Raw genomic sequence first — 22,116 nt, 5'->3', positions numbered from 1 at the left:
TTCAATCAATTCGTCCATCGTTAAAAAGAGGAGACTTTCCATGAAAGCAAAGTTGTTTTCGATTTTTTTGGCATTTATTTTGATTTCAACGCTGTCCTTATCGGAAACCTTCGCCGAGTATGAGGGTTATATGCAACTACGTCTACCTGAGGGTGCGAAAGCGCGTCTCGGTAAAGGCTGGATAAGCGAAACCGCTTATTCCGCGCTTGCCTACGCCCCCGATGGTGCGCGCCTTGCTGTGGCGAGTAGTGTCGGTATTTGGCTTTATGACGTGGAGACAGGTGAAGAACTCGATCTGCTCGTAGGGCATACGGATGTGGTCAATAGCGTAGCGTTTAGTCCGGATGGCGAGACTATCATTAGCGGGAGTCGGGACAAGTCGGTCCGTTTATGGGACACAAACACTGGCAATCCCGTCCGGACATTCACAGGGCATACGGGGGGCATCAATAGCGTAGCGTTTAGTCCAGACGGAGGGACTATCATTAGCGGCAGTAGTGACAAGACGGTCCGGTTATGGGATACCAGCACGGGCGACCTCGTCCGTATATTCACAGGGCATAGGGCTTCGGTCAGTAGCGTAGGCTTTAGCCCGGATAGTGAGACGCTCGTTAGCGGCAGTAGTGATAGGATGGTGCGTTTATGGGATGTTGATACTGGCAAACTCCTCCACACACTCATGGAGCATACGTATTCGGTTAAGAGCGTAGTGTTTTCGCCTGATGGTAAGACAGTTATTAGTGCGAGTCGGGACAGGACGATGTGTTTATGGGCTGTTGAGACCGGCGATCTCCTCCACACATTCGCAGGGCATGTAGATTCAGTGAATAGTGTAGCGTTTTCGCCGGATGGACGAACGATAGTTAGTGGCAGTAGCGATAAAACGGTCCGGTTATGGAATGTAAATACCCGCGCCGTCATCGACACAATCACAGAGCATACAGGTTGGATCCTTAGCGTAGCGTTTTCGCCTAATGGACGAACGATCGCTACTCGGAGTCAGGACCGTACGGTGCGTTTATGGGATGCAATCACGGGCAACCTCCTCCGAACATTCAGAGAGGATATGCGTCCGGTCCTTAGCGTAGCATTTTCACCTGATGGACGAACGATCGCTATTGGTAGCAAGGACAAGACAGTCCAGTTACGGGATGCGAACACGGGCAAACTTCTCCGAACACTGATAGGGCATGTAGATTGGGTCGAGAATGTATCGTTTTCACCCGATGGAAAAACGATCGTTAGTGCCAGTCGGAACGATACGCTCCGGTTATGGGATGTGGACACAGGCAACCTCCTCCGAACACGCTCGGGATATCCGAGTTCGATTGAGAGCATAGCGTTTTCGCCGGATGGACAGGCACTCGTTAGCGGGGGGTGGGACGGCACCCTCCGTTTATGGGATGCGAACACCGGTAACCCCATTCACACACGCGAGGGGTATAGGAGTTCGATTGATAATGTATTGTTTTCTCCCGATGGACAAACAATCCTTGGCACGAGTTGGGACAGTACGGTGCGTTTATGGGATGTGAACACCGGTCACATCGTCCGAACATTTACGGGGCATACAGATGGGGTCAATAGTGTAGCCCTTTCACCCGATGGACGAACAATCGTTAGCGGTAGTAGTGACGATACAATCCGTTTATGGGATGTAGACACTGGCAACCTCATTCAAACACTCACAAAGTATACAAATTCAGTCGAGAGTATAGCGTTTTCGCCGGATGGACAGACGTTCGCTAGCGCGAGTCATTACAATATCCGTTTATGGGATGTGAATACCGGCGATCTCGTCCGAACATTCACAAAGGATAACAGTTCGGTCAAGAGCTTATCGTTTTCACCGGATGGAGAGACCATCGTTAGTGGGACTCAGGACGATACGCTTCGTTTATGGGATGTGAACACGGGCGAACGCCTCCGAGCATTCGGGAGGTATGGACATTCTTGGGTCGAGAGCGTAGCGTTTTCGCCCAATGGACGAACGATCATTAGTGTGAGTAATACAGTGCGTTTATGGGATGCAAGTACCGGTGCCCTTCTCTACACACTCATAGAGCATATGGATGGTGGCAATAGTGTTGCGTTTTCACCCAATGGCGAGACCATCGTTAGCGGGGATCGTGACAATACGGTGCGTTTATGGGATGCGAACACGGGTGACCTCGTCCGAACATTCACAGGGCATACGGATGGAGTTGGTAGTGTATCGTTTTCACCAGATGGGGAGATTATCGTTAGCGGAAGTCGGGACAGTACGCTCCGGTTATGGGAGACGAACACCGGAAAACTCCTCCGAACATTCACGGGGCATACAAGTAGGATCCGTAGCATTGCGTTTTCGCCGGATGGGGAGACTATCGTTAGCAGCGGTTGGGACAAGACACTCCGGTTATGGGAAGCGGACACTGTCACCCTCCTCCGCACACTCACAGGGCATACGGATTGGGTCAATAGTGTGGCACTTTCGCCGGATGGGGAGACTCTCGTTAGCGGGAGTCGTGACAATACGGTGCGTTTGTGGAATGCCAACACGGGCAATCCGATCCGCACACTCACAGGGCATGCTGATTGGGTCAATAGCGTTGCGTTTTCGCCGGATGGAGAGATTTTCGCGACTGGCAGCCAGGATCGTACAGTGCGTTTATGGGATGCGAACACCGCCAACCGTCTCCGCGTCCGCATATTCACAGGGCATACAGGGGGCATCAATAGCGTTGCGTTTTCGCCGGATGGAGAGACGCTCATTACTGGCAGTCCGGACGGCACAGTGCTGTTGTGGGGACTCACACCGGAATCCGTTTTTGACTGAATTTCATGAAATCCGAGTTTTTGTGTATTTTATACCGAACTCACGTCAATAGTTTACCGACACCTACTTTGTCTGACATCACACGGATTGAAATCTAACAATGTATAGGAGAAAAAATTGTGGCAAAATACATCCAACCCCTTCTTTTCGGGCTTTCTATCTGGTTGATACTCAACAGTTGGACAGTCAGTGCTGATACCGCAACCCCTAAAACTTCTGAGGTCAAGTCTCACTATTACGATTTTCCAAGTGATCCCGAAGGGCAAAGGTATCACCGTTTTTTTTCTGGTCCGGCACCAGAAGGACTCTTTTACGATACTCGGCAGAGAGTCATTGCAAATATTGATAACACCCCGGAAAAAGAGACCATTGTTTCAATAGTTGCTGATTCAGGACATGATGCATTCGCGGGCAACTGGTCACACGCGTTTCTGCTGGTTCTTGATGAAACCGAGACAGGTGTGCCGAAGAAAAAAGCATTTTTTAAATTTTTGGGTTCAGCCACTTCTGATCTCAATGATCCAGCGAAAGCCATTGAATTTCAGAAGCCACCCTTCGTCTTTGCCTCAGGGAGTTATCCGGGGCACGGTGTCCCCTTTAGCCTCGTAGATTTGACAGGCGATGGCATTTTAGACGTATGGTTTGACCTTGGTGAGGCTATTGCTGTAATTTCGTTTCAGAATGGCGAGTTCAAAGTAGTCTTCAGCTACTATATGAACCCTAGGCATCAGAGTCCAGAATATGTTGACTTGGATAATGATGGTGTCTACGAAATCAAGCTTCCATACAGCATACATATGGTCGATCTTCCGGGGGTGCGATATGTGCGATGGATAAGCCTCTACGAGTGGGATGGAAACACTTACGTCTTGAATAACGAAAGATTCTATGCCGAGAATGACGAGTTTCTCATTGCATTATTGGACCAGTACAATGATCTGTTGGTTCGATATGGAAGATATGAGCCATACAGTTTCTACTTAGGATTGGTATTCTATTATCGCGGCAATGCAGTAATGGCGAGAAAGCACCTACAATGGGTCGTCGAACATGCTGAGAAGCGAAAGTATACCCAAATGGATAAAGCACAAGATTATATTCAAGCCGCTGAGTTCCTCTTGAAAAAACTGGCGAAACCACGAAGATAGATTGGGTTTGAAAAAATTAACTGCCCGCGTTTAACATCAGACCGGTCAAATCGGAGACAAAAACCATGAAGCCATATCTTCAAACCACACTTTTAGCATTTTATATTTTGCTGCTACTCAGTTCTTTTTCTATCGTGAATGCGGATACCTCTAAAACGACAAATTCTGATATCCGGTATCAACGGTATTCTTGGCGTGAGGGTCAAAAGTATCACCGTTTTTTTCCGGTCACTGCACCGAAAGAACTCTCTTACAACACTCGGCTGAAAGCCGCCGCTAATATTGATGACACCCCCGAAAGAGAGTCCGTTGTTTTAATGCTGCTTGATGTTCCTACAACGGAGTACTACCCATTCGCAGGCAAGTGGGTCCAAGCATTTCTCTTGATCGCTGATGAAACCGAGGCAGGCGTGTTGAAGAAAAAAGCCTTTTTCAAGCTTTTTGATTCGGGGACGCATGCGTTGGAGGTACCAGCCGCAAAACCTATTGAACTTCAGAGTCCGGCGTTCGTCTTCACTGAGCCGCCGAAAGATTCTCTGAAGTCTCGCAATGCTGCAACCTTTAAACTCGTTGATTTGACGGGCGATGGCACTTTAGATATCTGGGTTGAATTCGGCTATGCTGTTGCTGTGATTTCGTTTCAGGATGGCGAGTTCAAGGTAATCTTCAGCTGCTACACGGTTTCCGGGCTTTTGCCTAATGCTGAGTACGTTGACTTGAATAATGATGGCACCTGCGAAATCAAGATACCTTATAGCATACCTGTTGACGAGGTTCCTGGCGCGCCTAACCTGCCGTGGGTGAGCCTTTACGAGTGGGATGGCACCGATTATGTCTTGAATAACCGAAAATTCTATGCCGATAATAACGAGTTCCTCATTCGCCTATTGAACGAATATAATTATACGCTGCTGCGACATGGAAGTATTATCAACTTGTGCGAGACATACAAATTCTACTTAGGGCTGGTACACTACTATCGTCAGAGCAAAATAAGTTTCTCAAGCGTGGCAAACGAGTTGATACGCTACCATGATCTGGACGGAATGCCATCGGAATTACAGTGGATCCTTGAACATGGACAGAATCAAGATTACATTCAAGCCATAAAATCTATCTGGAAATCACCACCGCCGCAAAGATGAAAATAAACCGACATCAGACAACCGAATCGGAGACAAAAACCATGAAGTCGCATCTTCAAACCACACTTTTAGCACTTTGTATTTCGCTGCTACTCAGTTCTTTTGCTGTAAATGCGGATACCTCTAAGACGACAAATTCTGCAGTCGAGTATTATTATTACGAGTCCCCAAATGATCCTGATGGTCAAAAGTATCACAGTTTTTTGCCTGCCCCGGCACCAGAGGGACTCTTTTACGATACCCGGATCCAAGCGTCTGCAAATATTGATGATACGCCTGAAAAAGAGAGCGTTGTTATAGTGGTTGCTGCTACAAGCAGGGACGTGTTCTCCAGCAACTGGGTACAAATGTTTCTCCTGATTACTGAAGCTGAGACCGAGGAAGGTCTGCCGAATCAAAAGGCCTTTTTCAAACTTTTTGATTCGGGGACGCATGCGTTGGAGGTGCCAGCCGCGAAAGCCATTGAACTTCAGAACCCTCCGTTCGTCTTCTGGGTACCACCGAAAGATTCTCATAAAGCTCAGAGTGTCTCCTTTGAACTCATTGATTTGACGGACGATGGCACCTTAGATTTATGGGTTGAATTTGGCTATGCTGTTGCTGTGATTTCGTTTCAGAACGGCGAGTTCAGGCAAATTTTCGGCAGCTACGGGGATCATGGAGATCTGGCTAAGACATACGTTGACTTGGATAATGATGGCATCTATGAAATCAAGATGCCCTACAGTGTTTACCCGCGCGATCCTAAAACGGAACGTCCCACATGGATAAACCTCTATGAGTGGAATGGAAACATGTATGTCTTGAATAACGCCAAATTCTATACACGTGGTAATGACATCTTGATTCAACTCATGATACACTATAACGCTTGGCTGAGGCGAGAAAGAGAGATCTCAAAGTGGACGCCTCAACGGATTGAACTCATTAAGTCTGGAAAATTTGCCTTCTATGCTGAGACGTGTGAATTCTACATGGGCTTAGCGCACTATTATGGTGGCAATGAGGCAAGGGCGCGCGCGTACCTATGGCATGTCACTGAACGAGGCAAGAATGAAAATTATATTCAAGCCGCTGAGTCTATCTTGAAAAAATTGCCGTCACCACCAAAATGAAAATATGGGAGCCAATAATTATGAAGAAACATACTCAAAGCTGCCTTTGGGTGCTTTCTATCGCGTTGATGCTGAGCGGTTGGGCAGTCAGTGCTGCCCCCTCAACGCCCGAAACCTCTGATGTCGAGTATCAACGATATCCGCGATGGAATTTTTCTGAAGGTCGAGAGTATCACCGCTTTTTTCCGACCCCAGCACCAAAAGGACACTTTTACAATACCTGGATGAAAGCCACCGCGAATATTGATGACACCCCCGAAAAAGAAACCATTGTTCTAATCCTTGCTGAGACAGGAACGAGCGGAGACACGGACGACTGGGGCCAAGCCTTTCTGCTGATTGCTGATGAAACTGGGACGGGCGGGATTCCGAAGAAAAAAGATTTTTTTACATTTTTTGAGACGAGTAAGCATGATTTTGAGGTGCCAACGAAAGCCATTGAACTTCATAGTCCCGCATTCACTTTCAGAGAACCGCCGAAAGATAGTCACGGACATAGGGGTGCCTCCTTTGAAGTTGTGGATTTGACAGGTGATGGCACTTTAGACTTATGGGTTAAATTTGCCGGTAATGCCGTTGCTGTGATTTCGTTTCAGAAAGGCGAGTTCCGGGTAGTCTTCAGCCGCTACGGGTATCATGGAGATCTGGCTAAAGGCTACGTTGACTTGGATAACGACGGCATTTACGAAATCAAAATTCCCCACGGAATTTATCTGGACACTACATTGGAGCGTCCGACATGGATAAATTGCTATGCCTGGGATGGCATCGCGTATGTCTTGAATAACGCAAAATTCTATGTCGACAATGACGAGTTCCTCATTCAGTTATTGCGGCTGTATAATCGTCATCTGCTGTATGAAAGAAGTAGGTTAAAGTGGCGCGATAAACTGATTCAAGGAGAAAAATATGGAGCATTCGACATCCATGTTGAGACCTATGAATTCTACATAGGCTTAACATTCTATTATCGTGGTGAAGCGGGACTGGCACAAATGTATCTACAGCGGGTCGCTGAACAAGGGAAAAATAAAAATTATATTCAATCCGCTGAAGCCATCTTGAAAAAATTGCCACACCAGTGAAAATAATCATAGTGCATCTTTTGCAATACTACCTCTTCGGCGCAGACGTGATGCAGACGATGCACGCTGATCAATTGCCATTTATCATTCAATCTCTCGGAAATTTGGAACCTCTATCGGCGTACCACCGTTCGCAATAGATTGCTCTGAGACCAAGCCCGGCACCGTGAAATCCATCGCCGTATAAACATCCAGCGGCGGATTTGTATCAGTCAGGATACTATCAACGAAGTCCCGCACCTTGAAATACTCGCCGAGGTCGCCAGCATTTTCAGCCTCAGCAGGCGGATTTTTCCACCGTTCGGGTAGGCAGTCTTCAAATTGGGAGAGTGGTCGCCACTGTTCACTTATGCCGAACTCGCTTAACCAGAGTTTCGGCGCTGCACCGAGTCCACGCGAACTCTCATAACACCCGTCTGTCCCTTGTAAACTGAAATAGGAATTTGCTGGGCGATTCGAGAGCATATCAATCCGAATCTTAATTAACCCACCACAGTCCGTTTTACACAGCATCATCACCGTATCTTCCATCGCATGCTCAGGGTCAGTGTTAACGCCAGTACCGAGACAAGAAACACTCGCAACACGACTGCCAAACCATTGGAGTACTGGACCGAGGCTATGCGTTGCATAATTACACCGATTAATACCGACTTGCCAGTAATAACGCCATGTTGGATTGCCTTCTGCATCGTGATGGAGCGACTTAATGTTGTGGAGGTATTCGCCTTCTCCGAAATAGACATCCCCGAACATACCCGCCTCTACCATGCTGCGGATCAGCACATTGGACTTAGAATAACACGTATTTTCAGCCATCGTATACTTCGCAGATGCCTTCCGAACCGCCCGCACTAAATCGTAGCATTCCTCTAAGTTGACAGCGGCAGTTACTTCGCTGATGACGTGTTTTCCGGCTTCCAACGCTTCGATCGACTGCGGTACGTGCAGATTTTCCGGTGTTGCAAGCACGACAAGATCCACCGCGTCCAGCATTGCTCCATAATCTGTAAACTGCTGCGGGACATCAAACCGTTCAGTGACGCCCTGAAGCGTGTCTTCATTGAGGTCACAGAACGCCGTCACCTCGGTTTCTGCGATCGCTTTAAAAGGCGCGACATAAGAACTGCCGCGATGTGCACCAACAATCCCCACTTTCAGTTGATTCGCCATTGTGTATCTCCTCCGATTTCGGCGTAACTTCCGAACTTCCAAAACTTGCGCTCCCAAAGTCTATAATGATAGCATAGCACGTTATGTATAATTTATCATCAACTTTGATGTTGTCTCAATCCTTGATAGTGCCTATTTTAATTTGCCAACGCAGCACAAATCTGCTATACTTTAACCCGTCTGCAAGCGCACCACTGTTGCGGACTTCAACCAGTTTTCAGAGAGTCAATGCCCAATAGATATGAGAGGTAACTTGAGGCAGCCCATACTTCAACATGGGTTTGCAAATTCCAACCTATATTCCGTCAATGAACAAGAAAACGCTCGATCATTTGCTAATCGCGCTTACAGTTTTATTTGATCTCTGTTTCGTTGCCACCGCAATTGTTGTCGCGTATTGGGTTCGGTTTGAATCCGGTTGGATACCTGAAACCCTCGCGTTACATAAAGGCGGCACCCCGCCACTTGATGACTATTTCCGACTCATTCCGTTGATGGCGATTATCTGGTTGACGACGCTGAAGGCATTAAGACTCTATCGACTCGAAAGCAACGCGACCGTTTCAGCGTTCTGGACACTTTGCAAAGCCTCTGGTATCGCGCTCATTGCCACGTTAGCCGCCCTCTTTTTCATCTATCACCATGATGCCTACTCACGTTGGGTCATGCTGCTCGCCGCTGGTTTCAGTCTCGTTTGGTTGTTTTTCGGGCGACTCGTTCTCCATCGTTTTCGTCAGGCAATTCATGCACAAGGTGTCGGTGTGAGTCGTGTAGCACTCATCGGTTATGACGCACGATCTGAGCAGTTTATCAATACTTTGCAGACGAAACCGAATAGTGGATACGAATTGGTAGGGATCGTCACCGAAACAGCAGACGCTGACGATTTGGGTGTCCAGTACCTTGAAGGTCAGAATATACTTGAAATCGTGCAAAAACATAGGCTTGACACACTCTTTATTTTATCGCCTGCGGTGCCGAATGACGCTATCCTCCAAATCCTCCACGTCTGCGAAGGCGTCCCTATCCAAATTAATGTTCTACCGGAACTCTCCGAATTTATCATCGGCGGTAACGCTATCACTCTTTTTGAGGGTATACCGGTGCTACAATTGCGGGAGACACCGATGCAGGGCGTGAGCGGTATCGTCAAACGTCTGATAGACATCGTTTTCAGTCTGTTTGCCTTGATAGTGTTAAGTCCGCTCATGTTAGCAATCGCGGTTATTATACGCCTGACATCGCCCGGCAAAGCGATTTTTCGGCAGGAACGGGTCGGCAGAGCCGGAAAGCCTTTCAATATCTACAAATTCCGTTCTATGCGCGCCGATGCCGAGTACAAAGTGGGGCATGTCTGGGCAGAAACCGACGATCCGAGACAGACCTCGCTCGGCAAATTTCTCAGACGCTGGAGTTTAGATGAATTGCCTCAATTTTTCAATGTCCTCAAGGGCGATATGAGTCTCGTTGGACCGAGACCAGAGATGTCGGGTCTGATTGACACGTTCAGTGAATCGATTCCGCATTATCTCGCACGGCAGCGCGTCAAATCGGGTATGACCGGTTGGGCACAAGTCAACGGTTTGCGGGGCAACACCTCTCTTGAAGAGCGGATCTCTTATGACCGGTACTACATCGAAAATTGGTCGCTCGCCTTGGATATCAAGATCATTTTGAAAACGTTATGGGCAATCAAAAAAGGTTAGCGATAGCTTCTGTTTATTTCTCGAAGTACCGACGCACAAAGGGCCATGCACCCGCTTTGTAATAGCGGTGTCCACCGTCCCCAATAAAAAGTTCACACCTATCCTCGACACCTGCCACTGTATAGATTTCTTTTAACCGTTCATAAGCGAATTCAACGTGGTCTATTGGGAAGATTCCGTCATCGCGTCCTGCAACCGCGCAAAATGGACGCGGCGCGATTAAACCTGCGACATCATACATCTCTCCAAGCCGCATGACTCCCGGCACATAGTTACATTCGCAATGGCGGATCATGCCGATGCTCCCTTCAAATGTGCAGAAATAGCAACTCGGCACGGCAACTGAGATGCGCGTCTCGCATGCCGCCGCGAAAAGCGAGACTGTCCCGCCACCAGAATTACCGGTAATCGCGATCCGTTCGGCATCTACCGGCAGGTCTTTGATTGCCCAATCAATGAGGCGCGACATGTCCCACACCCGTTCACCGATTGGGGTGCGCCCAACAAGTATGCTATGAACCAACTGGTGTCGGCAGGAGTGCGTATTATCGGCTTGTTTATCGGCATCAGTGCGTGTTTCACCAAACGCCCGCGTTGTCGGTGCAATGGCAATATAACCTTCCTCAACAACCGCCTGCCGTGCAATGTCGCGCTCACCTTCCAGCATATGTTTTTCTTCTGCTTCTGTGCCAGCGATACCTGCATAAATATGCGGATGATTATGTCCATGTGGTGCAAGAATCAACGGCAGTTTGCCTTCAATCGTTTTCGGACGAAGCAGATAAAACGGCAGCGGGACCGTCGGTTCTACCCACAGATACCAGCTTTCGCGGAAGTGGTTGTCCATATCCAAGACTTCGAGTTGTTCGGCTTTCGGGACATACCCTGCTAAATCGGATTCCATATTATCTAAACCGAGGATCTTCTTCAATTCTGGACGAAAGTTGGCTTGCCATGCCACCAACTCTTCTTGTGTAGTCGCCTGAAATTCATACTGCCTCGGAACGGTGTCATATAGGTTCTTGAAATGTGTTTCAGCGTTGTACACTGTTTGGTCCCCCATAAAAAATTTCAATCCGATTGATAATATTTGCAATGTTGCTGTAATGCCACAATCATAGACGACACTCTTATCCTTGTCAATTCAATTCGCAAAACCGTTCTGCAAAAAACACAAACGACTCATCAGCTTCTTTGGACTGGAGTCTCTGCTTTAACAGGCGAAGAAAAGCGCGTTGCCATTGTGTTTATGACTTGTGATTCAGTCGATAATATGATATACTGATAGTATACGAACCAACAAGTATAAGATACATATCTATCCGAAAAACAAACGTTTGGGTAACCTGTTTGATGAACTTGGCGATGTTCGTAACCGCTTTATCGCATTGGAGCAGCGATACTACCGCATCTACGGTAAATACGCAGATTGGTATCATTCGCAACTGGAGTTGACGAAGTTGCTCAAACGCACCAAAAAACATTAAAGGAAATTTTATGAAAATCCGAGCACGCTATCTGAAATCAAGCAGGTTGTTAGTTGCGTTATTACCCCTTTTGTTCATACTGTTTCACTTTGTGGGTTGTGTGGGTCCCGTTTCGGTCCACAAGGAACAGAAGGGTGTTATGAAAGCTCGCGCTTCCCATACGACGTGGGGTCTACCCGAAGGGGTCAAAGCGCGCCTCAATAAAGGCTCAATAATTGATGTCGAGTATTCTCCGGACGGCACGCTCCTTGCGGTATCGGGGACCATTGGTATTTGGCTATATGATGCACACACCGGTGAAGAACGCAACCTGCTTACAGGTCATACAGATTATGTCAATAGCATCTCGTTTAGTCCGGATAGTCAGATGCTTGCCAGTTGTGGTCTTGACGAAACTGTCCGTTTATGGGATGTCCAGAGTGGGCATCTCCTGCACACGCTCACGGGGCATAAGGATTGGGTCAGAAGTGTATCATTTAGTCCGGATGGTGAGGTGCTTGCCAGCTGGAGTGAGGACAGAACTATCCGTTTATGGGATGTAAAGAATGGTGGTCCCTTGCGAACGCTCACTGAGTATTCGTTACGTAGTATCGTTAGTCTCTCGTTTAGTTCGGATGGGCAGATGCTCGCCAGTAATAGTGCGGAAACTATCCATTTATGGAATGTAAAAAGGCGCGGCCTCCAGCGGACAATCACAGGGCATACAGATTCAATCATAAGCATGTTGTTTAGTCCTGATGGTGAGGTGCTTGCGAGTTGGAGTAAAGATGGAACTGTCTGTTTATGGAATGTCGGCACCGGGGACCTTCTGCACACCCTCGCGGGGCATAAAGATTGGGTCAGAAACGTATCGTTTAGTCCTGATGGTGAGGTGCTTGCCAGTGCTGGAAATAAAGACAAAACTATCCGTTTATGGGACGTGGAGACTGGCGATCTTCTGCGGACGCTCACCGGGCATACCGGTCAGGTCAGGTGTGTGTCGTTTAGTCCGGATGGTCAGACGCTTGCCAGCGGGAGTTTTGACAAAACTATTCGTTTATGGAATGTTGGGACTGGCACCCTCCTGCGGACGCTCACGGAGCAGACAGGAAGTGTCGTTAGAGTTTTGTTTAGTCCGGATGGTGAGACGCTTGTCAGCAAACACAAGTGGTTGCTCACCGGTGGGAGTGGTGACCAAGCTATTCGTTTATGGGATGTCGGGACTGGTAATCTCTTGCGGACGCTCACCGGACATATGTATCATGTCAGTAGTGTATCGTTTAGTCCGGATGGCCAGATGCTCGCAGATAGCGGGAATTATCACAAAATTATCCGTTTATGGGATGCCGGGACTGGTACCCTCCTGCGGACCCTCATCGGACATACGAGTAGTCTTATTAGTGTGTCATTTAGTCCTGATAATCAAATGCTCGCCAGTGGGGGTTGGGACGAAACTGTCTGTTTATGGGATGTTGGGACTGGTACCCGCCTGCGGACGCTCACCGGGCATACCGATCATGTCAATAGCGTATCGTTTAGTCCGGATGGTCAGACGCTTGCCAGCGGGAGTTTTGACAAAACTATTCGTCTGTGGGATGTTGGGACTGGCGATCTCCTGCGGACGCTCACCGGACATACAGATTATGTCATTAGTGTATCGTTTAGTCCTGATGGTGAAGTGCTCGCCAGCGGGGGTAAGGACGAAACTGTCCGTTTATGGGATGTTGGGACTGGGAATCTTCTGCGTACCGTCGCGGAGCATACGAATTGTGTCAGTAGCGTATCGTTTAGTCCTGATGGTGAAGTGCTCGCCAGCGGGAGCGATGACGATACGATCCGTTTATGGGATGTTAGAAGTGGCGGGCTGCTGCGAACGCTCACCGGGCATACGGATGATGTTAAAAGCGTATCGTTTAGTCCGAACGGACAGACGCTTGCCAGTGGGAGTTTTGACGACACGATCCGTTTGTGGGATGTCGAAACTGGTTATGTCCTGCGAACGCTCACCGGGCATACCAGTCAGGTCAATAGCGTATCGTTTAGTCCAGATGAACAGACGCTTGCCAGCGGGGGTTGGGACGGCACAGTGTTATTGTGGGACATCACACCGAAATAAGATAATGAAAGGATGTTTTATGAAAGTATTGATAACTGGTGCAAGCGGTAGACTCGGCGAGTATGTGATCCGAGAATTGGCAACAGAACACTCGCTGGTACTAATGTCGCGCAGAACGCCACCCGACGAATTCTCACATCTGCCCTTTATTCAAGGCGATCTGAACAACTTTGAGGACTGTCAGCGTGCCGTTGAAGGTGTGGACGCTATCCAACACCTCGGGGCACAACCGGGCCCCGTAGACCACCCAGATTTACGGGCAAGTGCTGAAGAGAGGGGTATCCCCTTCGATGCAACCTTCAAAACGAACATGCTCGGCACCTACTACCTCATGCAAGCCGCGATTGAGGCAGATGTCCAAACGGTCGTGATGTCCGGCAGCAATTGCGCATTAGGACACGGGTTTCGGATCAGCAAAACCCACATTCCCATAGACTATCTGCCGATAGATGAAGACCATCCGTGTTACCCTGAAGATTCTTATAGTTTCTCTAAACGCTGCGGCGAGGATTTGTTGGCGAGTTATACCCGTGCGTACGGTATCCGAACATATATTACACGTCCGGCAGGTATCAGTCCAGAGGAACGGCGAAAGCAGATGGCTGAAAATGCCAAACCGACAACTGCTTGGACACCGTGGCTCTGGTGTTGGGTAGGCAGTGAAGATGTTGCCAGCGCGCACCGCCTGATTATGGAAAAGGCAGACATGCTGTCGCCGCACGATGTCTATTTTCTAAACGCAGATGATACTTCGGCATTGGAACCTTCTCAAGAACTCGTTGCGCGTTTTAAACCCGAATTCCTTCCAAAAGTGAGAGCGCTTCAGGGGCATCAATCGTTTATCAATTGCGACAAACTCAAAAATGCTGTAGGATGGCAACACGAAACATCATGGCGGTAAATAGCAGTCAGCCATCAGCAGACAGCAAAGAAGTGTTTGATTTAATCAGAAACCTCTTTTACTGAAGGCTGAAGGCTGATAGCCAATGGCTAATTGCTGAAATCCGATTGCTGACAGCCGAAAGCCAAAATTGGAGGAAATATTATGTCAAATAGTGACAGAGTACGCATCGGTGTCATCGGTGTAGGAAGTATCTCGGTGCGTGGCATCCTTCCGCATCTCACACAAGACGATGTGCAAGATAGATTACAGGTAACCGCTGTCTGTGACCCTGTTCCGGGTCGGGCACAAGCCGCCTCTGAAAAATTCAATGTCCCATACGCGTATGAAACCTACGAAGCACTCTTAGCGGATGGACATGTAGATGCCGTTACGATTGCTTCACCCATCGGTTTGCATTACGAACAGGGCAAACTCGCAATTGAACACGGGCTGCACGCGCATTTCAACAAGACGATGACAACTACCGTCGATGAAGCGGACGACCTGATTGAATCAGCAGCACGTAAAGGCGTGAAGTTAGTCGCTTCCCCTGGGCAGATGCTCCGTCCAATCCATCAAGAAATTCGCAGACTCATTAACGAGGGTGCCATCGGAACATTGACATGGGCCGCCACGGGCTCCTCTTTCGGACGATACCACGAAAACGAATCCGTTAGACACGGCGACGACATGCTTTCTAATATCAATCCAGCATGGTATTTCCGCAAACCGGGCGGCGGTCCGCTCTACGATATGACTGTCTACGGTCTGCACACGATGACGGGTATCCTCGGACCTGCCAAGCGTGTAACCGCGTTCTCTGGCGTTCGCGTCAAGGAACGTGAATTCCGAGGTGAGATGCTTCCCTGCGATATGGACGATAACACCTTTATTCTCCTTGATTTCGGCGATGCCTTCTTCGGTTTTATCTACGGTGCCGCAGCAGGACACGCTATCAAAGGCGGGTTAGCGATTCATGGAACAGCCGGAGCAATTGAAGGCAGTGCCCTTAATGGAGAACCAATTGATGCTCCAAAAAGGGAGCTACCGCACGTCGTGGGACCGCATCGTAACATTCAGGAATCACACGTCTATGAGGATATTATGCAGCTCGTAGACTGGATACGCGAGGATAAACCGACAATTGTCACTGCAGAGCATGCCCGGCATGTCATAGAGATTTTTGATGCTGGCTACCGGTCAGCAGAAGCAGGGCAAGCACAAGACTTGCGCACTACATTTTAAACTGTTAGAACGCGGGCAAAAGTAGTGAGGTTGGAAACCTCGCCAGCGGTACCCAGACACGTATTTTGAAGGAATATAACCTTATGCCAGAAGCTTTATGTATTGGTGAACTTCTTATCGATTTTGTTTCTACAACACCTGATGTAACACTCGCCGAAGCACCTGGATTCGTCAAAGCCCCCGGTGGCGCGCCCGCCAATGTTGCCGTCGGTTTAGCCAAACTTGGCGTGGATGCTGGGTTCATCGGCAAAGTCGGCGCGGATGCGTTCGGTGATTTTCTACGTGAAACCCTCCAACAGAACAGTGTTGATACCGCTCATCTCATCGCAGGCGAAACCTCTCGGACGACTTTAGCCTTCGTTGCCACGCGTTCCGACGGTATGAAGGACATAACCTTCTATCGGCACCCGGGTGCCGATATTCAACTCTCTCCCGATGAAATTGATACCGGTTATGTTCAATCTGCAAAACTGTTCCATTACGGCTCTGTTAGCCTCAGTCATTCACCGAGCCGAGAAGCAACGCTCCATGCGATCCGGTCAGCAAAAGCGGGCGGCGCACGCCTCTCCTATGACCCGAACTTGCGATTGATGCTTTGGGACAATGCCAAAGATGCCAAACGTTGGATCTGGGAGGTGATGCCCTACGCCGATGTCGTCAAAATTTCAGATGAGGAGTGGGAATTTGTTACAGGTGATGCAGATTTGGAACGAGGCATTAAACGTATCCTTAGACTCGGTGTGAAGTTGCTCGTTGTTACATTGGGTGAACGCGGATGTTATTACACAAACGGTTTTGCTGACGGTTTTGTCGACGGCTTTACAGTTAACGTGGTGGATACACTTGGGGCGGGGGATGCCTTCGTCGCTGCCATGCTCACACAATTAAGGCAGTATATGGACCTTACTGCGCTTGAAAAAGATCAGTTGGATCCTATCATGCGATATGCGAACACTGCTGGCGCATTAGCGATCCAGAAAGTCGGCGTGATTCCTTCGCTGCCAACGCATTCTGAGATTGAAAATTTCCTATAAGTAACCGAAGTCGCTACCTTTAAACAATATTGTTTGGCGCATGTAAAAAGTAAATGCTATTTATATATAAAGGAGATCATATCGTGAAATCATTAAGCCTATTTGTTGTCTTATCCTTATGCATTATTTTTTTGGTCGCTGTGGGATCGGTGGAAGCCGCTACCTTGAACATCACTGTAGGAGATACCCAAACGGGTAATAGACTGAACGGTGTTGCCGTTACCGTCACACCCAAGACTGGTGATGCCACTACAGGCGTGAGCGGGACAAAAGGCACGCTTGAAATTACAGATTTAGCTGCAGGTGTCTACACAATTACAACATCTTCACCGGGTTATGCCGATGCAGTTGTGACAAATATCGCGCTTGCCGCCGACGAAACGAAGTCTATAGAAATTGCGCTCTCTTCAAAGGTTATCCAACTTGAGCAGGTCTCCGTTACGGCATCGCGCCGTCAAGAAAAGGTACTTGAGGCACCCGCATCAGTTGCCCTTGTAGGAGATTCGGAGATAAAGGATCGAGTCGCACCGAGTGTTACCGAGCACTTAAAATCAGTGCGTGCGGTGGATGTTGTTAGTGCCGGACTCGGGGCATCGTATGTTGTTGTCCGTGGTTTCAACAATGTCTTTTCGGGGTCACTCCTGTCACTTGTGGATAATCGGATTGCAAGTGTGCCTTCACTGCGGGTCAATAGTTACAGTTTCATTCCTACTACAAGCGAAGATATTGAACAGATTGAAGTCGTCTCGGGGCCTGGTGCGGCACTCTACGGTCCAAATAGTGCCAACGGGGTCATGCACATCATCACTCGCTCACCATTTACATCCCAAGGTACAACCGTTAGTATTGGCGGTGGTGAACGGCGTATACTTATGGGATCGCTTCGACATGCGGGCGTTATCAACGAGACGATCGGCTATAAGTTTTCGGGCAATTATTTTCGGGGAAGCGATTGGGAAGAGGGACGCGCAAAAGAGGATATTGAAGGGGCAGGTGGACTGATATTTGACACTTACAAAGCGAGTGGCGAATTTCGGGTTGATTATAGTCCAAACGCTGACACAACTGCCATTATTGCCAGCGGTTTCACGCAAGCCACCGGTATTGAACTGACAGGGATCGGTGCCGGTCAAGCCCAAAATTGGACATACGGTTACCTCCAAGGACGGTTCGTTCATAAAGATCTCTTTGCGCAAGCCTTTTGGAATCGGAGCAACGCTGGGGATACTTATGTCGTGCGGAGCGGTGATCCGACTATTGACAATTCTGACCTGTATGTCGGGCAGATTCAGCACGGCTATAGTTTTGGCAATCGGCAACGCTTTACTTATGGGCTGGATGTGTTGTTGACCCGTCCCGATACGGAAATGACAATTAATGGTATCAATGAGGAGGACGACAACATTAACGAGATAGGTGCCTATTTGCAGTCAGAGACCAAACTCCTTCCACAATTAAAGTTCATTGCTGCCGGACGGATTGATGACCACAATCAACTTGAAGACTACGTCCTTTCCCCGCGCGTCGCACTTGCGTTGCAACCCAATGACGACCATAACTTTAGAATAACCTATAACCGTGCCTTCAATACGCCGAGAACCTCCGACCTATTTCTTGATATTTTATCGGCAAAAGACCCATTTCAGTTAGGTGCTAACTTTCAACCAGCGTTAGGCTTCAGTCCGAATATTGATATACGGGCACAAGGGGTCCGCTCCGAAACAGGGTTCACCTTCAAAAGAAGTACGGATGGTCGCCCGGAGTTTCGTTCTCCCTTCTCACCGTTAGCGGATTTGCCAGCAGAGGCTTACATTCCACTTGATGATCCAGTTTTTACTAACGTTATGTGGAACGTCGGGAGAAGTGCTGTCATGAGTGCAGCACTCCCAACTTTTAAAGCAGGTTTAACCGCAGGAGGGTTCCAAGACCCCGTAATCGCAGCCCTCGCCGATGGATTTGATAATCTCATTCCAAAACAGGTGACGGGTGTGAAAAATGTTTTACGCTCGCTTGATCCGCAGGCAGGAGACTTTATTGACGTTGAAGGTGTAAATGATGTTAACCCGCTTAAGCCGACGATTACGCAGACGTATGAGATCGGCTACAAAGGGATTCTCATGAATAAGTTGGCGTTTTCCGCCGATGTCTACCATTCAAGAATTAACGATTTCGTCGGTCCGTTGGTCGTCGAAACCCCAAATGTTTTTTTGGATCCAGTAACATTAGGTGCCTCCTTAGGTGAACAGATGATAGTGGCGTTAGCGGATCCAGTAAATGCAGGGCTTAAGCAAGCACTGCTTGCGTTTGACGCGCCTGCTCAAGGTGGTAACGGCAATGGTTCGCCTGTTGATGAGTTGGTCAAATTGTTTGTAGCGGGCACTGAAAACAACGGTTCTGCTTTCATACCCTTTGGCACGGTCACACCCGAACAGGCAGCAGATCCAAATGCGATTATGCTGACCTATCGAAACTATGGCGATATTTCGCTCAACGGGTTAGATCTGACATTTACCTATTACCTCAATCCGAGTTTGAGTTTCGGTGCAAATTATTCGTTTGTCAGTAAAGATCTTTTTGAAGATGTTGATGGACTCGGCGATATCGCGCTCAACGCGCCTAAAAATAAATTTGGGGCAAACGTTCAGTACCTTAATACCGATCTTGGATTCGGGGTAGGACTGCGGACGCGTTTTGTGGCAGGCTTCCCTGTGAGATCAGGGGTTTACGTCGGTGATATTGAATCGTATTATACGATTGATTTAAATGCCGGTTATGAAATACCGATCGGTCCCAGACCACGGCTTTCATTCACTGTGCAAAATCTTCTGAACCGTAAGCACCAGCAATTTATCGGATCTCCAGAAATTGGACGTTTGTCAATGGTACGTCTGACCCAGGCTTTTTAAACACTATAGCGTAAAGAAGTTTAGACAAGGACTTACGCAATTTTTCCATGAGACTTACATATTACGGCTGCTGGCGAGGCTACAAACCTTGCCAGCGAAGAAGTTTGCATAGGTCCTGATTATAATGTGATTTAAGTTGGTCTATGGGTCCCGGGAGAATAATTGGAGGCCAACTGATGGTCCGTTATGAAGGTGTCAAAAATAGACCGCAATAACGTCTACCGCTGACAGATTTTACACACGCCTCGCTTTAACGGCGTACATGGGCCAGGAGAAATAGAAATCATCACCGGCAGGTTCAAATGTGTAATGCTCTCGTGCCTCATCAGGTGAGAGCTGTGCAAATGCATCACGGATCCCCTGCACGACCTCCGGTGGGTTTTGCTCTGGACGTACCCACCACAGAAACGACATCTGGGCGTTGCGGACGTGTGCTGTCTTTTCAAGTGAGAACCCAGCATCCGTAATCATCGTATCCCATTGCGAGGGTGGACGGCCATAAACGTGCGAATCATCCCGAAGTGCCTCTACACGGTTCTGCCACGCTATTAACTTTTCTGATTCAGGGGAAACGGAATCTGCGAGGCAAAAAAGTCCATCTGTTCGTAGCACCCGATGGACCTCGCTCAAAAATTTCGGGACATCTTGAAAATGGTGGGGGGCAAGCCGACAGGTCACCAAATCTAACGAGGCAGCCGCAAACGGCAGAGACTCCGCAGCAGCGACAGAAAACGTAATGTTCTCTATTGCTTGTGCCTCCGCCAATTCAGCTGCCTTTGCCACCATTTCTGGGGTCAGATCCGTGGCGACTACGTATGCAACCTTCGGTGCAAGCGCGAACGCTGTGAAACCTGTACCTGTCGCAACATCTAACGTCCGCTCTGTCCCTGTCGGCTCCGCAAAGTCGAGGATGACATCTAACGTATCCCCTTTCGCATGCGCGCTGCTCTGTGCGTAATAGTCTGCGTGCTGGCTAAACTGTTCTCGAACGGCTGTGTGGATGGACTTCATGTTAGTTGGTTTTCGGTTGTCGGTTATCAGTTGTCAGTTAAGACGATTTCTTTCTAAAAACCAATTGTTGAGAGTTATAACCTGTCTCCGAAATGCGATGTGTTGAGTTTCGCTGCTTTCAAACCGGCCTGTAGGACTATAGGAAGGGTTAATTGAAAACAATAACACCGCGCGCATTTTCGCCGGCTTCCATATCGGCGAACGCCTCGTTAATCTGTTCAAGCCGATAGTGCCGTGTAATGAGTTCGTCTAATTTCAGTTTGCCTTCCGTGTACAATCTCAAAAGTTTTGGCATATCCACCCGTGGGTGGCACGAACCGTAAAACGAACCGATCAGTTGCCGCTCCGTTGAGACGAGGTGCTGTGCCGGAATACTAACATCCATCTCGTGGTGTGCCATGCCGACGATAACAGCAGTGCCAGCCGCCCGCACCATCTTATACGCTTGCACGATGGTCTTCGGATTTCCGATGACTTCAAAGGCGTAGTCTACCCCAAGACCATCGGTCAATTCGCGAACCGCTTCGACTGGGTCAGACGTTGCCGCGTTGACGACAGCCGTTGCCCCAAAACTTTTCGCAAAGTTAAGTTTCTTCTCAGCAATATCGACGGCAATAATCTGTTCCGCTTGTGCGAGTACCGCGCCTTGGATAGCGTTCAGACCCACGCCCCCTGTCCCGATAACCGCTACGGAGCTGCCGGGTTCTACCTTCGCGGTATTGAGTACTGCTCCAACGCCTGTTGTTACGCCACAACCCACGAGTGCTGCTTTTTCTAACGCGTAATCCTTGTCGATTTTCACGAGGTTTTGTTGTGGTACAACCATGTATTCCGCCATCGTCGCAATTCGTGCCATCTGGAGGATACCGTCTCCCGATCCGTTATGCAGACGATACGTGCCGTCCAATTGGAACCCGCGCGGGACATCGTAACTTTCGCACAGACAGACTTTTTCCATCTGACACATGCGACAACCGCCGCAATAGCTGACGAAAGACAAGATTACATGGTCGCCCGGCTGAAAATCTGTTACATCCGCGCCAACCCGTTCAATAATCCCCGCACCTTCATGTCCAAGGGCGACAGCGGCATCGTAATAGATAGCACCCGTGACGACTGACAGGTCTGAGTGGCAGACCCCACTCGCAGCAGTGCGGACGAGGACTTCGTTTGCCTTCGGTTCATCTAATTCAAGTTCCTCAACGACGACCGGTTCGTTATGTTCATACATAACAGCGGCAAGCGTTTTCATTTTTCGCTCCCTT

At 48.6% G+C, this 22,116-nt stretch carries 16 protein-coding genes; 12 read left to right on the top strand and 4 right to left on the bottom strand.

The genetic code is table 11. The features are described from left to right. Positions 1 to 40: 40 nt before the first annotated feature. The 5 genes from OXH00_26425 (at position 41) to OXH00_26405 (ending at position 7,311) form a co-directional block, all read left to right on the top strand. The gene (locus OXH00_26425; GenBank protein MCY3744569.1) at positions 41 to 2,818 is read left to right on the top strand and encodes a hypothetical protein; all 2,778 of its coding nucleotides are present in this window, start codon (positions 41 to 43) and stop codon (positions 2,816 to 2,818) included. Between the two features lie 119 nt (positions 2,819 to 2,937). Beyond that, positions 2,938 to 3,966 carry a hypothetical protein gene (locus tag OXH00_26420; protein ID MCY3744568.1) on the top strand — a complete coding sequence of 343 codons (1,029 nt, stop codon included), beginning with the start codon at positions 2,938 to 2,940 and terminating at the stop codon, positions 3,964 to 3,966. A gap of 65 nt (positions 3,967 to 4,031) precedes the next feature. Continuing rightward, positions 4,032 to 5,111 (top strand): hypothetical protein, encoded by a 1,080-nt coding sequence (locus tag OXH00_26415; GenBank protein ID MCY3744567.1) that lies wholly within the window; start codon positions 4,032 to 4,034, stop codon positions 5,109 to 5,111. A 41-nt stretch (positions 5,112 to 5,152) separates the two neighbouring features. After that, the gene (locus OXH00_26410; GenBank protein ID MCY3744566.1) at positions 5,153 to 6,226 is read left to right on the top strand and encodes a hypothetical protein; all 1,074 of its coding nucleotides are present in this window, start codon (positions 5,153 to 5,155) and stop codon (positions 6,224 to 6,226) included. 20 nt (positions 6,227 to 6,246) lie between these two features. Next, a complete protein-coding gene (locus OXH00_26405) occupies positions 6,247 to 7,311 on the top strand; it encodes a hypothetical protein (protein MCY3744565.1) in 1,065 nt (354 codons plus the stop codon). Positions 7,312 to 7,395: 84 nt separating this feature from the next. Here the strand turns inward: OXH00_26405 and OXH00_26400 are convergent, their stop codons facing one another. Further along, entirely contained in the window at positions 7,396 to 8,484 is a 1,089-nt protein-coding gene (locus OXH00_26400; protein ID MCY3744564.1) for a Gfo/Idh/MocA family oxidoreductase, read from the bottom strand. 275 nt (positions 8,485 to 8,759) lie between these two features. On the opposite strand from OXH00_26400, the gene OXH00_26395 reads away from it, so the two are divergent. Then, positions 8,760 to 10,190: an undecaprenyl-phosphate glucose phosphotransferase gene (locus OXH00_26395; protein MCY3744563.1), complete on the top strand. Its 1,431-nt coding sequence runs from the start codon at positions 8,760 to 8,762 to the stop codon at positions 10,188 to 10,190. 13 nt (positions 10,191 to 10,203) lie between these two features. On the opposite strand, the gene OXH00_26390 is transcribed toward OXH00_26395, so the two are convergent. Beyond that, positions 10,204 to 11,253: an acetylxylan esterase gene (locus OXH00_26390; protein ID MCY3744562.1), complete on the bottom strand. Its 1,050-nt coding sequence runs from the start codon at positions 11,251 to 11,253 to the stop codon at positions 10,204 to 10,206. A 274-nt stretch (positions 11,254 to 11,527) separates the two neighbouring features. Between OXH00_26390 and OXH00_26385 the strand changes: the two genes are divergently transcribed. From OXH00_26385 to OXH00_26360, 6 genes are all read left to right on the top strand, one after another. After that, entirely contained in the window at positions 11,528 to 11,677 is a 150-nt protein-coding gene (locus OXH00_26385; protein MCY3744561.1) for a hypothetical protein, read from the top strand. Positions 11,678 to 11,816: 139 nt separating this feature from the next. Further along, positions 11,817 to 13,772, top strand: coding sequence for a hypothetical protein (locus OXH00_26380; protein MCY3744560.1), 1,956 nt, complete (start codon positions 11,817 to 11,819; stop codon positions 13,770 to 13,772). Between the two features lie 19 nt (positions 13,773 to 13,791). After that, positions 13,792 to 14,673 carry an NAD(P)-dependent oxidoreductase gene (locus OXH00_26375; GenBank protein ID MCY3744559.1) on the top strand — a complete coding sequence of 294 codons (882 nt, stop codon included), beginning with the start codon at positions 13,792 to 13,794 and terminating at the stop codon, positions 14,671 to 14,673. Between the two features lie 144 nt (positions 14,674 to 14,817). Next, positions 14,818 to 15,900 (top strand): Gfo/Idh/MocA family oxidoreductase, encoded by a 1,083-nt coding sequence (locus tag OXH00_26370; GenBank protein MCY3744558.1) that lies wholly within the window; start codon positions 14,818 to 14,820, stop codon positions 15,898 to 15,900. 83 nt (positions 15,901 to 15,983) lie between these two features. Continuing rightward, positions 15,984 to 16,934, top strand: coding sequence for a PfkB family carbohydrate kinase (locus OXH00_26365; protein ID MCY3744557.1), 951 nt, complete (start codon positions 15,984 to 15,986; stop codon positions 16,932 to 16,934). An 83-nt stretch (positions 16,935 to 17,017) separates the two neighbouring features. Next, entirely contained in the window at positions 17,018 to 19,840 is a 2,823-nt protein-coding gene (locus tag OXH00_26360; GenBank protein ID MCY3744556.1) for a TonB-dependent receptor, read from the top strand. A gap of 234 nt (positions 19,841 to 20,074) precedes the next feature. Here OXH00_26360 and OXH00_26355 read toward each other — a convergent pair whose 3' ends face one another. After that, entirely contained in the window at positions 20,075 to 20,851 is a 777-nt protein-coding gene (locus tag OXH00_26355) for a methyltransferase domain-containing protein (protein ID MCY3744555.1), read from the bottom strand. 148 nt (positions 20,852 to 20,999) lie between these two features. Next, positions 21,000 to 22,103: a Zn-dependent alcohol dehydrogenase gene (locus OXH00_26350; protein ID MCY3744554.1), complete on the bottom strand. Its 1,104-nt coding sequence runs from the start codon at positions 22,101 to 22,103 to the stop codon at positions 21,000 to 21,002. Positions 22,104 to 22,116 lie beyond the last annotated feature (13 nt).

It is taken from the genome of Candidatus Poribacteria bacterium (genome assembly GCA_026706025.1).
GTDB lineage: Bacteria > Poribacteria > WGA-4E > WGA-4E > WGA-3G > WGA-3G.
This window is presented reverse-complemented; position numbering and strand designations above follow the sequence as displayed.